This is a genomic window from Bifidobacterium scaligerum, assembly GCF_002802865.1.
Taxonomy (GTDB): Bacteria; Actinomycetota; Actinomycetes; order Actinomycetales; family Bifidobacteriaceae; genus Bifidobacterium; species Bifidobacterium scaligerum.
This window is the reverse complement of record NZ_PGLQ01000001.1, coordinates 127,117-141,795: the sequence shown is the minus strand read 5'-3', so window position 1 is coordinate 141,795 and position 14,679 is coordinate 127,117. Positions and strand designations below refer to the sequence as shown.

General features: G+C 58.5%; 11 protein-coding genes. 2 read left to right on the top strand and 9 right to left on the bottom strand.

Annotation, left to right across the window (positions count from 1 at the left end; translation table 11 throughout):
- Nucleotides 1-260 precede the first annotated feature (260 nt).
- From CUU80_RS00560 to CUU80_RS00540, 5 genes are all read right to left on the bottom strand, one after another.
- A complete protein-coding gene (locus tag CUU80_RS00560) occupies nucleotides 261-2,276 on the bottom strand; it encodes a dipeptide ABC transporter ATP-binding protein (protein ID WP_100495423.1) in 2,016 nt (671 codons plus the stop codon).
- A 22-nt stretch (nucleotides 2,277-2,298) separates the two neighbouring features.
- Nucleotides 2,299-3,303: an ABC transporter permease gene (locus CUU80_RS00555; protein WP_100495422.1), complete on the bottom strand. Its 1,005-nt coding sequence runs from the start codon at nucleotides 3,301-3,303 to the stop codon at nucleotides 2,299-2,301.
- A gap of 21 nt (nucleotides 3,304-3,324) precedes the next feature.
- Nucleotides 3,325-4,251 carry an ABC transporter permease gene (locus tag CUU80_RS00550; protein ID WP_100495421.1) on the bottom strand — a complete coding sequence of 309 codons (927 nt, stop codon included), beginning with the start codon at nucleotides 4,249-4,251 and terminating at the stop codon, nucleotides 3,325-3,327.
- Between the two features lie 293 nt (nucleotides 4,252-4,544).
- The gene (locus CUU80_RS00545; RefSeq protein ID WP_100495420.1) at nucleotides 4,545-6,188 is read right to left on the bottom strand and encodes a peptide ABC transporter substrate-binding protein; all 1,644 of its coding nucleotides are present in this window, start codon (nucleotides 6,186-6,188) and stop codon (nucleotides 4,545-4,547) included.
- Between the two features lie 405 nt (nucleotides 6,189-6,593).
- On the bottom strand, nucleotides 6,594-7,577 hold the full coding sequence (locus CUU80_RS00540; RefSeq protein ID WP_100495419.1) for a tyrosine recombinase XerC: 984 nt from the start codon (nucleotides 7,575-7,577) through the stop codon (nucleotides 6,594-6,596).
- Between the two features lie 189 nt (nucleotides 7,578-7,766).
- Here CUU80_RS00540 and CUU80_RS00530 point away from each other — a divergent pair, with 189 nt between their 5' ends.
- The gene (locus CUU80_RS00530) at nucleotides 7,767-8,699 is read left to right on the top strand and encodes an ABC transporter ATP-binding protein (RefSeq protein WP_100495417.1); all 933 of its coding nucleotides are present in this window, start codon (nucleotides 7,767-7,769) and stop codon (nucleotides 8,697-8,699) included.
- Nucleotides 8,696-11,602 (top strand): ABC transporter permease, encoded by a 2,907-nt coding sequence (locus tag CUU80_RS00525; RefSeq protein WP_100495416.1) that lies wholly within the window; start codon nucleotides 8,696-8,698, stop codon nucleotides 11,600-11,602. Before CUU80_RS00530 ends, CUU80_RS00525 begins: the two co-directional genes overlap by 4 nt.
- 23 nt (nucleotides 11,603-11,625) lie before the next feature.
- On the opposite strand, the gene CUU80_RS00520 is transcribed toward CUU80_RS00525, so the two are convergent.
- From CUU80_RS00520 to CUU80_RS00505, 4 genes are all read right to left on the bottom strand, one after another.
- Nucleotides 11,626-11,883: a DUF6725 family protein gene (locus tag CUU80_RS00520; RefSeq protein ID WP_100495916.1), complete on the bottom strand. Its 258-nt coding sequence runs from the start codon at nucleotides 11,881-11,883 to the stop codon at nucleotides 11,626-11,628.
- Between the two features lie 173 nt (nucleotides 11,884-12,056).
- Nucleotides 12,057-13,061 carry a prephenate dehydrogenase gene (locus CUU80_RS00515; RefSeq protein WP_100495415.1) on the bottom strand — a complete coding sequence of 335 codons (1,005 nt, stop codon included), beginning with the start codon at nucleotides 13,059-13,061 and terminating at the stop codon, nucleotides 12,057-12,059.
- Nucleotides 13,055-14,035, bottom strand: coding sequence for a prephenate dehydratase (locus CUU80_RS00510; RefSeq protein WP_100495414.1), 981 nt, complete (start codon nucleotides 14,033-14,035; stop codon nucleotides 13,055-13,057). Before CUU80_RS00510 ends, CUU80_RS00515 begins: the two co-directional genes overlap by 7 nt.
- Before the next feature lie 151 nt (nucleotides 14,036-14,186).
- Complete coding sequence (locus CUU80_RS00505; protein ID WP_100495413.1) at nucleotides 14,187-14,624, bottom strand: alcohol dehydrogenase; 438 nt, start codon at nucleotides 14,622-14,624, stop codon at nucleotides 14,187-14,189.
- Nucleotides 14,625-14,679: the final 55 nt, after the last annotated feature.

Below are 14,679 nucleotides of genomic sequence, written 5' to 3'. Positions count from 1 at the left end.
TAATTACTCCGGCCGTGAGGCCGGTGATGGTTGGGGTATGCGTTGCTGGACACACTCAAGGCCGTTTGGCCAAGCTTACAGTCCAGCAACGCATACCCCAACCATCACCCTCGTATCAGCCATATAAACACAATTATTAATGCGATAAGGCGAAGCCCGGCATACATAGTGACCGACTATAAGCTTGGCCAAACGGCCTTGAGTGTGTCGGGCACTATGGTATGCCGGGCTTCGCCGGCAACTGGCTTGAGCTTTTACAATCAGTCCAGACCGAGCTGGAGCTTGCCGCCGGGGATGGCGTCGAGCAAATCGCGCGTGTACTGCATCTTCGGGTGATCGAACACCTCGTCGGTGGTGGCGTGCTCGACGAGCTTGCCGTGCTGCATCACCACGACCTCGTCGGCGATCTGGCGGACCACAGCCAGATCATGGGTGATGAACAGGTAGCTCAGTCCCTTTTCGGCCTGCAGGTCGTTGAGCAGGTGCAACACCTGATCCTGAACCAGCACGTCGAGGGCAGAGACAGCCTCATCGCACACGATGACGTCCGGATCCAGAGCCATGGCTCGCGCGATGGCAATGCGCTGACGCTGACCGCCGGATAGCTCGTTCGGGTAACGGCCCATCACCGACTGAGGCATCTCCACCATGTCAAGCAATTCCTTGACACGGTTGGCACGCCACTTGGCATCACCGATCTTATGGATGCGCAGCGGCTCCTCGATGGAACGGTAAATGGAATACATCGGATCCAGCGAGCCGTACGGGTTCTGGAACACCGGCTGCACATGGCGACGGAAGCCCAACAAGTCCTTGGCCTTGAACGTGGAGGTGTCGCGGCCCTCGTAGAACACCTTGCCGGAGGTAGGCTCCAGCAGGTGAAGCACCATGTTCGCCACAGTGGACTTGCCGGAACCGGACTCACCCACAATGGCCAGCGTGGTGCCGCGCTTGACGGAGAAGGACACGTCATCGACGGCCTTGAACATCTCCTTCTTGCGAGGAAGCTTGAACTCCTTGGTCAGGTGATCGACGGTGATGATGTGCTCGCTCTTTTCAAGCTCGTTCTCATCGGCGATCTTGTGGTCCAGCAATGCGTCGGCGTTCTCGCCGCGCTCCTTGGCGGAGATGATGCGCTGGGAAGCCAAAGACGGAGCCGCGGCCACCAGTCGCTTGGTGTACGGATGCTGCGGGTGCTGAAGCACTTCGAGGCTCGGACCGGATTCAACGACCTGGCCCTTGTACATCACCACGATGTGCTGGGCGCGCTCAGCGGCGAGGCCCAGATCGTGGGTAATGAACAACACGGCAGTGCCCAGCGAATCGGTGAGCATGTGCAGGTGGTCGAGGATCTTCTTCTGCACGGTCACGTCGAGGGCCGAGGTCGGCTCGTCGGCGATCAGCAGGTCAGGGCGGCAGGCCAGACCAATGGCGATCAACGCACGCTGACGCATGCCGCCGGAAAACTCGTGCGGGAACTGGCGCGCACGGGTTGCGGCATCCGGAAGGCCGGCTTCGGACAGGAGGCCTGCGATACGATCCTCCATGGTGGAACCGGTTACGTACTTCTTGGCCAGATACCAAGCCTGATCATCAGCCACACCGGCCTTGATAAGGTCGTCGGCTACACGCCAACGGGTCTCGGAACCCGGCACCCATTCGCTTTCGAAACGTGCCACGGCCTTATCGAACGCCTCACCGGTCACACCGGCGGCGTTGAGGGCCTTCTTGGCCTCATCCATCAGGGCAGGCAGATCCTTGGAACCGAGGAAGGTCTCATCGTCGTTGCCCTTGAGTTCCACGGCTGCGTCTTCGCCGGCCAGAGCCTTGGCGAGGGCGGAGCGCTTCTCGTGGGCCACATCCATGTTGTTGGCTTTGAGCGCTTCCTTGACCTGAGATCCGATGCGCCACACTGGGTTCAGGTTACTCATCGGGTCCTGGGGCACGAGACCCATCTTGGTGCCGCGCAGCTTGTCGAACTCGGACTGCTTGGCACCGGCAATTTCCTGACCGTCGAGCTTGATGGAACCACCGACCACGTGACCGGTGCCCGGCAACAAGCCCAGTACAGCCATAGCGGATGTGGACTTACCGGAACCGGATTCACCCACGATGGCCACCCACTGACCGGGATAGACGGTGAAGGAGGAGCTGCGCACGGCGTGCACCGGCTTGCCGGTGTCCGTGGTGAAGTCGACGGCGAGGTCCTTGACCTCAAGCAGCGGGCCGTGCTCCTTCTGCATGGCCAGCATCTGTGCCTTGGAGTTGTCAGTCATAATGTTTCCTCTACTCCCTCGCTCAGGCCGTACGGCTCTTCGGGTCAAGGGCGTCCTTGACGGCGTCGCCCATCATGATGAACGCGAGCACGGTGATGGCCAGTGCGGCGGACGGGTAGAACAGCACGAGCGGATCGGTCTGCAGGTTGGTCTGGGCGCTGGAAATATCGCCGCCCCAGCTCACGGTGGTGGTGGGCAAGCCCACACCAAGGAAGCTCAGCGTTGCTTCGGCCACAATGTAGGAAGCCAGAGACGTGGTACCAATCACGATGATCGGGGCCAAGGAGTTCGGCAGGATGTGGCGGAACAGGTTGCGCATCGGAGTGGAACCGAGGGCTGTGGATGCCGTGTTGAACTCAAGATTCTTGGCTTCGAGCACGGCGCTTCGGGCGATACGGCACACGCCTACCCAGCCGAAGAGGGCCAGCACGAGCACGATCTTCCAGATGGACTTGGAGGTCTTGAACATCTGCAGCACGACGATGGCACCGAGCAGCATCGGCAGAGCGAAGAAGATATCGGTGACACGGCTCAGGACCGCATCAATCCAACCGCCGCAGAAGCCGGCGATGGCACCGACCAGAGTACCAATGAGCACCACCATCAGCGTGGAGAGCACGCCGACGGACAGTGAGGTGCGGGTGCCATACACCACGCGGGTGTATACGTCACAGCCCTGCAGATCGAATCCGAAAGGATGTCCCGATTCGGCCGGGCTCAGCGAGTTGGCCAGATCGCAGGCGTTCGGATCCTGCTTGGTGAACAGGCCCGGCGCGATGGCCACGACGATGATGAAGATGATGACGAGGCCCGAGATAATGAACAGCGGGTTGCGACGCAAGGTTCGCCATGCGTCGGCCCACATGCTGGTAGCCGGGGCGGATTCGTCCACGGAGTCGACGTCCTGCAACGGGGTTTCTTCGATGGGGGCCACGTAGCGGTCCTGACCGGGCAGGGTCTCCATGAAGTATTCGGTACCAGGCTCGCCGGATTCGTTGAGCTCATTCTCAGTGGTGTTGTTTGCCATTTTCGTTCACTCCTCCCCTTCTCACGCGTAACGGATTCGCGGATCGAGGGCCGCGTACAGCAGGTCGACGACGAGGTTGCACACCACGAAGATCAGCATGAGCAGCGTGACGATGGACACCACCAGATTGGCCTCGCCTTTCAGGATGGACTGGTAGGTCAGGAAGCCGATGCCGTGGATGTTGAAGATCTGTTCGGTGATCATGGCACCACCCATCAGAGCGCCGATGTCCTGGCCCAAGTAGGTGACGACCGGAATCAGGGAGTTGCGCAGCACGTGGCGCAACATGACCTGACCATTGCTCATACCCTTGGCGCGGGCGGTGCGCACGTAGTCCTCGGCGATGTTGGAGGAGATCTCGGCGCGCGTCAGTCGGATGATGTACGCCATCGAGACCGAGCCGAGCACCATAGCCGGCATGAGCAGGTCGAGGAAGGTCGGATCGGCACCGGCGGTCACCGGCAGGATGGACCACTGGATGCCGAGCAGGTATTGCAGGACGAAACCAGTGACGAAGGTGGGCACGGAGATGAGGAGCAGGGAGACAATCAGGATGACCGTGTCGTACCACTTGCCCTTCTTGAGACCCGAGATGATGCCGAAGGTCACGCCGAAGATGGCCTCGAACACGAACGCCATCAGACCGAGCTTGATGGTGACCGGGAAGGCGCGGGTGATCTCGTCGAGAACAGGCTGACCGGCGAAGGTGTTGCCGAAGTCAAGGGTCAGCGCGTTCTTCAGATAGATGAAGTACTGGACGATGAACGGCTGATCGAGGTGGTATTCTGCGCGGATCTGGGCCGCGACCGCCTCATTGATGGGCTTGTCGCCGAACATGGCCTTGACGGGATCGCCAGGCAGCAGGAAGACAAGCGCATACACCAGAAGCGTCGTGCCGAGAACCACGGGGATCATCTGCAGAATGCGTCGCAGAAGATACTTACCCATAACGGTTGCTCCTTATTTCATGAACCGGCCGTCAGGAGGATACAGTGCACCCTTGCCGGTCGACAAATACTCCGACAGTCTACCCTATGCCTTGACGGAGGTATGTAAACTTCTGTTAATTTGGCCGATTATTAGGCGTAGACGAAGTTTTTTGCGCTATTTTCAACCCTTTGCTTTACGAGGCAATCACAGAATTTCGAAAACTCTCTTGCAATACGAAAAGGGACGGGGATCGAAAGATCCTCGCCCCTTTGATTACCGAACTAGCGTTCGATGTTCAGATGAGATTCAACTCACTTCTTGGACATCTCGGTGTAGGTCGGGAGGTTCTGCCAGTCCATACCGAAGCCGGACTTGACGGACAGGGAAGCGACGCCGGAAGCGTTGGAGTAGTACAGCGGGATGGCCGGCAGATCCTTGAGGAGGATCTCCTGAGCCTGCTGGTACAGCTTGTTGGCGGAGTCGGTGTCCTTGGCGGCAGCGGCCTGCAGGCACAGGACATCGAAGGCGGAGTTCTTGTAATCGCCATCGTTGGAGCCCTTGCCATCAGCGGCGGCGGTGGAGTACAGCTGCCACAGATAGTTCTCGGCGGACGGGTAATCAGGCTGCCAGCCAGTACGGAAGGCACCGGTCATCTGACGGTTGGTGACCGCGTCGCGGAACTCCTGGAAGGTCGGGATCGGGTTGGTGGCGGCGTCGATGCCCAGGTTCTTCTTGAGCTGGTTCACAACGGCGTCGTAGATCGGCTTTGCACCACCATCAGCGTTGTAGGAGAAGGTGAGGGTGCCGGTGTACTTGGAGATGGCGTCGGCCTTGGCCCACAGCTCCTTGGCCTTGGATGCGTTGAACTTCAGGTTGTCGGAGCCGGTCAGGGAATCGGAGTAACCAGGGGTCTTCGGGGAGGTGAAGTCGGTGGCGGCGATGGCGTTGCCGTTGAGCACCTTGTCGATGATCTGGTCACGATCGATGGCCATGGAGATGGCCTCACGACGCAGCTGGCCTTCCTCGTCGTTCTTGAAGTGCTCAAGGGTGGACGGGATGGTGAAGGTCTGGATCACGGAGCCGGCCTCGGAGTACGGCTGGACCTTCTTGTCGGACTTGAAGGTCTTGGTGAAGGAAGCCGGAACGGATTCCATCACGTCGAGGGCACCGTTGTTGGACTGAATGTCACGGTAGGCAGCGGTGTCATCGGTGTAGACCTTGAAGGTCACGCCGTCGTTCTTGACATCTTCGTTGCCCTTGTAGTCGGTGTTCTTGACCAGTTCGATCTGCTTGTTGTGGTCCCAGGACTTGAACTTGTACGGGCCGTTGCCGACCGGAGCCTCGCCGAAGGCCTTCGGATCCTTGTAGAAGGATTCAGGCAGCGGGGCGAAGGCCAGATAGCCGACCTTGATCGGGAACGCGGAATCAGACTGGTTCAGGTCAACGGTGAAGGTGCTGTCGTCCACGACCTTGAGGCCGGAGAGCTGCTCGGTGCCCTTGAGGTTATCGGACTGAAGCTCATCGTAGCCCTTGATGGTGGAGAAGAAGGAGGAGGCCTTCTGGGCGTTCTTGGCGTTGGCGGCGTAGGACCAAGCCTTGGTGAAGGACTCAGCGGTCACCGGGGTGCCATCCGTGAACTTCCAACCGGACTTCAGCTTGATGGTGTACTGGGTGGCGTCGTCGTTCGGGGTGATGGACTCAGCGACCTCGTTGGAGGCATTGCCGTCCTTGTCGAAGGAGACGAGGCGGGAGAACAGCAGATCGCCCGGCTTGCCGCCACCGGTCTCGTTGGTGTTGGACGGAATCAGCGGGTTCTGCGGCTCGGAGTTGTACGCGTAGATGATGTTCGCACCACCATCGGCCGTGGTGGAAGCGTTGTTGCTGCCGCCGCAGGCACTCAGCAGCATGGCCACGGAGCAGGCCATCGCTGCGAAAGCAAGAGCTTTCTTCTTCATTGATTTCTCCTATTCATTAGGTTGTGGGGCGTTGCAGTCCCACCTCATGCGAACGGGGCTGGCTCATGCGCCGCTTACCTGCGGTCACATGAAGACCAACCCCGTTGCTGATTGATTGCATTGTCTCGCACTTCGGAGACAAGAAGCAAATTTCATGTTACATCCATGTAAAATTACGGCCCTTTCAGGGGCTATATTCAGCGTCGTCGCAGGTAGATAAGGCACACATCACCAATGTCCATATTCCGGACATGCCCAAATGAATCACTGCCGGCATGGTTCCTGTATATCCATCAGTCGACACGTAAGGCATCATGCAGATCCGGCACATATCCGTGCATGGGCACCGGCATCATGAATCGATCGGATGCACAGATGCCACCCACGGCCGAATACCGAAGACGTTCACGCCCGTGGAAAGGCCTGCGCATACCGGCTTTTCAACTGTTCGATGGACACGTGTGTATACCGTTGCGTGGTTTTCAGCGAAGAATGCCCGAGCATCTCCTGCACTTCACGCAAATCCGCACCGCCGTCAAGCATGTGCGTGGCGGCGGAATGACGTAACGCATGGGGACTGATATCCGGCACGCCGGCCTGTCTGGCCGCCCGGTGCACAATGCCCCGCGCCACACGCTGATCCAGTCTGCCGCCGCGTGCTCCTAGGAACAGCGCATCGATCTGCCCATGCTGCCGCTCCCCCATCTTTGCGGTCTCGGCGTTCTCCTGCATCAATGCCGGACGTCCCCGTTCCAGCCATGTTTCCAAGGCATGCAACGCCGGTACTCCAAACGGCACCACCCGCTGTTTGCGCCCCTTGCCCATCACTCGTATGGTCCGATTGGAAAAATCAATGTCGTTAACGTCCAACGCCACCAATTCGGCAATGCGAATACCGGTGGCATACAGCATTTCCAACACCGCCGCATCACGCTGATGCTCGGCCTCAGCTCGTCTGCCGCTCTCCGGCATGTGTCTGTTGCCACCGTTCAGCGTGCGCCCGCCGTTGGCCGAATCGTTGGTATCCAGTAATTGCTCCGCTTGGGATTCGGTCAGCACCGCCGGCAAGGTGTCTGGAATCGTCGGCGTCATCAGCGTGGCGGCGGGATTGACCCGCACCACACCATGATCATGCGCCCACGCGAAAAACCCACGCACTGCCACGGTTTTTCGCGCCATGCTGCTTCTGGCATGGTTGCGAGAGGTCTGAGCCATCCAGCTGCGCAAATCATCCAAGGTGATTTCGTTCAAATCTTCAACGCCGCGCAGTTCGAAAAGATGCAGACATGCCTCAACGTCGGCCCGATACGCTTTCAGCGTATTTGCAGACAATCCACGATTGGCTTTCAAATGAAGAACAAAGGAATCGACACTGCCTTCAAACCGCATGATCACCTCTGTTCATTTTCCGCCAACCGTCATTTCATTACACTATAGGCTTATGGCCGGCACGGAGTATGTTCATGCACTCAACGCACCATGCGAAATCATGCGACATGAGATCATGCGACATATGGTGGCTGCGACCCGCTCCGGGGCACAGGCAGAGGCTCTTGCGAAGAAAAGGATGTAAGGCGTATGGCACGGCACAGCGCACGAGATAACGCACAAGATAACGTACGAATCGGCAAGTCAGCTGCCAATTCCGGGTCCGATGCCGATCCAAACTCAGATGATGTGGTGGCGCAGGCCATCAATCTGACGAAAACCTACGGAGACGCCGACAATCAGGTCACCGCGCTGAACCGGGTGAACATATCGTTCCGCCGTGGTCAAATGACCGCGATCATGGGGCCTTCCGGCTCGGGCAAATCAACGCTGATGCATTGCATGGCCGGCCTCGACCGGCCCACTTCCGGTCAGGTGTTCGTGGAAGGTCTGGAAGTATCCGCCATGAGCCAGAAGCAGCTGACCCGTCTGCGCCGCCAGCAGATCGGCTTCATCTTCCAGTCGTTCAACTTGGTGCCCACGCTCTCAGCGGAGGAGAACATCCTGCTGCCGTTGCAGATCGCCAAAAAACCAATCGATCGCGCATGGTTCAAACAGGTTGTTCATGTGGTGGGTCTGGAGCAACGACTCTCCCACCGACCAAGTCAGTTGTCCGGCGGCCAGCAGCAGCGCGTCGCTTGCGCACGTGCGCTGATGGCTCGTCCTTCCGTGATATTCGCGGACGAGCCGACCGGCAATCTTGATTCTCGCTCGTCACGCGAAGTGCTGAGTTTTCTGAAGCAATCAGTCCGGGACTACGGCCAATCGATCGTCATGGTGACTCATGACCCACGCGCCGCATCATACGCCGATCGTGTGGTGGTGTTGGCAGACGGCAACATCATCGAAGATCTCGATCATCCCAGCTACGAGCAGATCCTCGACGTATTCGCCGATAACGGCGATGATGGCAGCACCCGAAGCGACGTCAATACAAGCGAGATGCAAGACAACGCCACACAAAACAACGCACCCTGCACATCGCGGCTGGGTAATGACTTCTCGCAGGAGGCCGACGCATGATTCGTATCGGCCTGCGCGACGCCCAGGCACATTTCGGGCGGTTCATCATGTCCATCATCGCTATCGCGCTGGGCGTCAGTTTCGTGGTCGGTTCGTTCTGCTTCCGTGAAATGATGAACAACCAAGTCGATCAGATGATGGCCTCGAACTCCGATCATGACGTATACGTGCGCGGCAACAAAGAAGACGCCAGCGCCTCGTCAGACATGATGGCCGCGAGCTCCTCATCGTCCGGTTCCTCCAGTCAATCCACCGAATCCAAAACCTACAACCGCATCGACGTGGACCTGACTAGCATCATCGGCAAGGTGAGCGGTGTGGCGACCGCCGAAGCCGTGTATCAGGTCTCAGGACTGGTTTTGGTCGGCAGTGACGGCAACGCCGTCTCCGCCATGGGCGCTCCGACCGTCAGTCTTGGCCTTGCGAAAGGCACCTGGCGTTCCGCCACGTTAACCCATGGGCGATGGGCGACGAACAAGCACGAAATCGCATTGCATACTTTTGCGGCCGAAACCGCAGGACTCGGCGTGGGCAGTACCGCCAAACTCGTGTATCCGGACGGTGTCGCGGACGTGAAGGTCGTCGGTATCTTCGACACCACCTCATCCCAAGCCGGTGCAATCATCATCGGCTTGGCACCCGATGTGGCCAAGGATTATTTCCAGCAACAGTCCGGGCAAGTCGGCACAGCACGATATCTCGGCGTGTACGGTTCGGCCAATAACGGGCAGCCGCTGAGCATCGACCAGCAGCGGCAACTGGCCGACCGTATCAACGAAGCATTGCCAACCAGTGCGAAGGCAACGGCTATCACCGGCCAACAGGTGCGTGACGACAATGCCGAATCCACCAAACAAGCCTTGGGCTTCGTGCAGCCATTGATTCTGATCTTCGCAGTGATCGCCCTGTTCGTCGGCTCATTCATCATCGCGAACACGTTCTCGATGATCGTGCGTGAATCGATGCGCGGCTATGCATTGCTTCGTTCGATTGGAGCCTCCCCCGCTCAGGTCTTCGCAACGGTGGTGGTGCAGGCGATTCTGCTTGGACTCATCGGTTCAGCAGCCGGCATCGGTCTCGGTTGGGGCATGGTCAAGGCAATCGTGGCATTGATGGCTCAGGCGGGCACGCCGATGACCGGCTCCTCGAATCCGAGTGTCACCGATATGCTTATCGGTCTTATCGTCGGCGTACTGGTCACGCTGCTTGGCGCGGCGCTGCCCGCCAGACGCGCGGCTATGGCTCCGCCCATTCAGGCGATGAACGAAACCGTGAATCCTGAAAAACCTGTGTGGCCGCGAGGCGTACTCGGTACGGTCATGATGGTGTGCGGCGCCGCAGCTTGGCTACTGTGCTGGCGTATCGCCGTGGCCAATAATGACGGTACGACGCTGTCGCCATGGAACTGGATGAACGACAAAGCCGAAGTGATGGGCACCGGATGGCCGCTCGGCATAGGCGCGGCTTTGGTGGTGGTCGGCGTCATCGTACTCGCTCCCGCACTGGTCCGGCCGGCGAGCGTGATACTTGGCTGGATTCCCGCACATATCTTCACGGTCACAGGGCGGTTGGCGATGCGCAATCTGGCACGGAGCAAGCGACGGACCGCGAACACTGCGGCCGCGCTATTCGTCGGTGTCGCGATTGTCAGTTGTCTTGGTGTGGTGGCGTCCTCGGCCAAGGCATCGGTGGCCGGTATCGTGGATTCCGGGCTGAAGTCTGATTTCTCCGCTATGTCCGCCGCCAGCGGGCGTATCCCTGATGGGGTGATCGAAGCGATCAAGAAAACCGAAGGAGTGGGATCGGTATCGCAATCGCGCATGCTGCTTGCGGTCACCTATGGTTCGGGAGACGACAAGACCTCGGCCATGACGTTCGCCGAACAACCGTCGTTGTTCACCAATGTGTTCGCTCCGGTCACCCATGACGGTGATGCGGATAAGGCGTTGCGTAACGGCGAACTGGTGGTCGGCATCGCCGTGGCGAAAGACAACGGCTGGAAGGTAGGCGACATCGTAACGGTCAACGGCCGCCAAGTCGTGGTCGATAAGGAGGCCACAGCCAAGGCTCAGGCCGACTATCAGCATCAGATAGAGACGACCATCGCCGGATTGCAGGCTGAGGCACAACAGCTGATGTCCGCCGGCGACGCCGCCGGAGCACAAGCCAAAATCGCTCAGGCGCAGAAGGTCGGCGAGGATGCAAAGAACGTGGACCCGAGCACGCTGGTGAAAACCAAAAATACCACCACCCACGTGAAGGTGCGTATCGGTGCCATTATTGAGAACTCGGTCTACCGTTCAATGGTGCTGATGAATGATGAAACCGCCGGAAAAATCGCGAACGAATACACGATGTTCACCATTATGTTGTTCATCAATGCGGCTCACGGCGAACGTCTTGATACGCTGAAGACACGTCTGGTGAACGCCGTCAAATCATATTATGTGGTGAACGTGCAGACACGAGACGAGTTCAAATCCACGATGAGTTCGATGGTAGACCAGATTCTGCTGGTATTGTACGCGTTGCTGGCGCTGTCGATTGTGATCGCGATATTCGGCATCGTGAACACGCTGGCGCTCTCGGTTTCGGAACGCACCAAGGAAATCGGACTACTGCGTGCGATTGGCACATCACGTGCGCAGATTCGCGGCATGCTGGGTATCGAAGCTGCGATCATCGCCGTGTTCGGCACCGTGCTGGGCATGGTGGTAGGTGTGGTCGCCGGCGCCGTGATCCGCGTCGTATACGAGGCGAACGGACTCTCCACGTTGAGTGTGCCGTGGCCCCAACTCGGCATTTTCCTGGCGCTTTCGATTTTGGTGGGATTGATCGCCTCGGTCTCCCCCGCATCCCGTGCTTTGCGGCAACCGGTGCTGGACGCGGTCGCTGCGGAATAACGGGGAGGCCACGAAATGTACGTTTACGGTCTCGGCTGCGTCTTCGGGCGTTCCGGCACCGGCTTCAACGTGGCAATCTGCTCCTGATGAATGGTCACGTTCTGCGCAGGGCGCGAGCCGTTGGCTGCCGGGTCACGGACCAATTCCAACGTATAACCGTCCCATGAGGTCACATGGCCCACGAAGTCGCGGAATTTCATGCGCCCATCCGCAGGATCCACGCCTTCGGTGATGCGTACCACCACACGGGCACCCGCAGGAATCTGTCTTGGTAACGTCATTGCCATCATCCCCTTGCCAATCGGTTTGGCACCATCTCCTTCGATGGCACCAAACGTTCGATTACTATGTACCTTACTCTGTTACCGCCGTTGATGTGAAGAGCCTCGCCATCAGGTTCCGTGAAATCCTGCCGGGCAGCATCCTGCAAAGTCCAGATGGATGGTGCCAGACCTCATTGAACTGCAGGACGCTGCTGCACCACCGCCTGACGCGGATTGATGAATCCGACGATGGCTTCCCCACGCCGAGCGGAGAACAACAACGTCTGCTGCCAGCCTGCTTCGGGAATTTCCAGCTCCTGCTTGGTGAACTCGTCTGCGGACTTCATCGACGCCTTGTATCTGCGGAAAGGATCTCCGGCCGCGAAGAATTCGGACAACGCCACCTGATTGCCCGTGTGCAGCTGGTCCGCGACGGCATTCAATCGTGCAGCCATATGGCGAAGCAGCACCTCCACATTCAGCGCATCCTCTTCGACCATCGCACGAGTGCGATCCGGATCGGTCAAGGCTACACGCGTCATATCACGCCAGCTGCCGGCGGCAAGCGCTGCGGCAACATTACGGTCCGGATTGGATGTCAGTTCATTGATCAGCGCGGTGGACACCACATGAGGCATATGCGAAATCATCGCAGCAGCTTTGTCGTGGGTTTCATCATCCAACACGATAATGCGATTGCCTACGCCTTCGACAATCAGCGAAGCCACTGCGAAAAAACGCCGATATGCAGTCGTCTCGTCAACGGTTACGGCCCATAGCGCATCATCATAGAGATGTGGGTCGGCGGCCCGCCAGCCTGACAGCTCGTTACCTGCCATCGGATGGGCGCCTACATACCATGCACCGAGACCTGCGGCGACGACTTGTTCGCGGACCATGCCTTTGACCGATCCCACATCCGTCAGTGTCGTATCGGGATGGTCGGCGAGCAACGGACGCAGCTCACGCAGTATCGCGGGCATGGCTTTTAGCGGATTACAGAGAATCAGCACGTCAGGATGCGCGTTCATCAATTCGGCGAGCGCGCTTTTGCAACGAATGCCATCAGCTTCGGCTTCATCATAAGGATGTGGGCGATGATTCCATGCCACAACGGTGACGCCGCGACTTACCAGACGTCGGGCCAGCGAGCCGCCAATCAGTCCGAGTCCCACAATGCCGACTGTTCCTACCACAGCAGTTCCCTCCTGACTTCTTCGGTATGCTGCCACCCTTCCGGCATATCGCCGGTTTCAAGGTGAACGCCTCCTTCGGGCAACATCCACGCATCCACCGGCGGACTGGGCCGTTCACGGCGTGGGTACACGGCCAATGTCTTCAGCCAGATACCTTTCATGGCCAATATTTCCAGCACCTTCTGGAACCGCGGCTCCCAAGGAGCGGCATCCAGCGTATCGATGAAGCTGTAAGTGCCATCGTGCCCTTTGATGGGGCGAGACATGAAACTGGTCATATTCAGACCCGCAACACGCAGAATGTCAAGAATGTTCGCCACGACTCCCGGGCCCGTGGCAAGCGGAATGAACGTGATAATCGTTTCAAAGTCACTGGCACCGCTCTGCCGTGCATAGGCATTCAGTTCCTGAACAACATCACGTGGTGCAATCACCAGAAAATCGGTTCTGGCACCATCGAAATCCTGCACATGCTCACCAAGCACGTCGAGGTTGTAAAGCTTGCCGCAGATGCTGGGACCGAGCGCCACTTGACCGGGTTGAAGATCACGGCAGGCGGCGGCATTGGACGATGCCGGTTTGGGCTGGAGCTTATGCTCGGCGATAAACCTCGTGCATTGGGCGAGCCCATGAGGATGAGCGCTTACCGGTTCGCCGGTGCAATCATGGATCCCATGGCCTTTCACCGTGAACGCGTTAAACGCCACATCCACACTGACCCGTGCGAAACCGGCTGCATCGGTGGCGTCAATCAGCGCATCCAGATTCGGAACCACGTAGCCTTCGACGTTGTTCTCCCATGCGATTACGCCCCAGCCTTGACGTGATTGAACAGCACGCATGATGGCGGGCACGTCTGGCAGAGCGACCAGATCGAAATCACCGAGGGGTGAGAACAGCTCGGCGGCTTCCATCGCCGCCTGATGGGTGAACGTGCCTTCGGGCCCTAAATAGAAGAGTTTCAAACGTGCCATACCGCTCTATCGTAGCGGCGTTTCATGCACTTTTCGCGCGAATCGCACTCTTATCCCGTTCCATGAACGTACATTTCGCGCGAAAAGTACGTTCACGGACCGATTTAGCGCCCTCAAACGTACTTTTCGTGCGAAAAGAGTATTAGGCACCTCAGTGGGAGCGCTTTGCAGGGATGGCGAACCAGCGTGCGGGCAGCACCAGCATGGCAACCTGAACCAATACGAGGCCGTATAGCCAGATATATCCGGCATGTTGAGAGAAGAAAGGCATCTCACTTTGGAATCCCGCCACAATCAACGCATTGCCGGATGTTGTGGTCAAGGCCAATCCCCAGGCGGTTGCAGATGACGCGATCAGATGCAACGCAAGTCCGACAGTCCCCATACGTGAACGAGCGCACCATGTAGACAGCATGATGAGCAGGAACGCAAGACCCAGACCATAAGGAATATTGGCAGAAGCACCCATACGGTGCGCGAACGTTCCCACAAACGCGGCAAGCGCGCCAGCCAGAATCGTAATCAACGATTTGACCAACGCGCTCTGCCGATGCGACCAAGGCAATGATTCCACACTGTTGATACTCATATGCCCCATACTATGCCACAAACACACCGACTCCCCTGAGCGAGGGGAGCCGGAA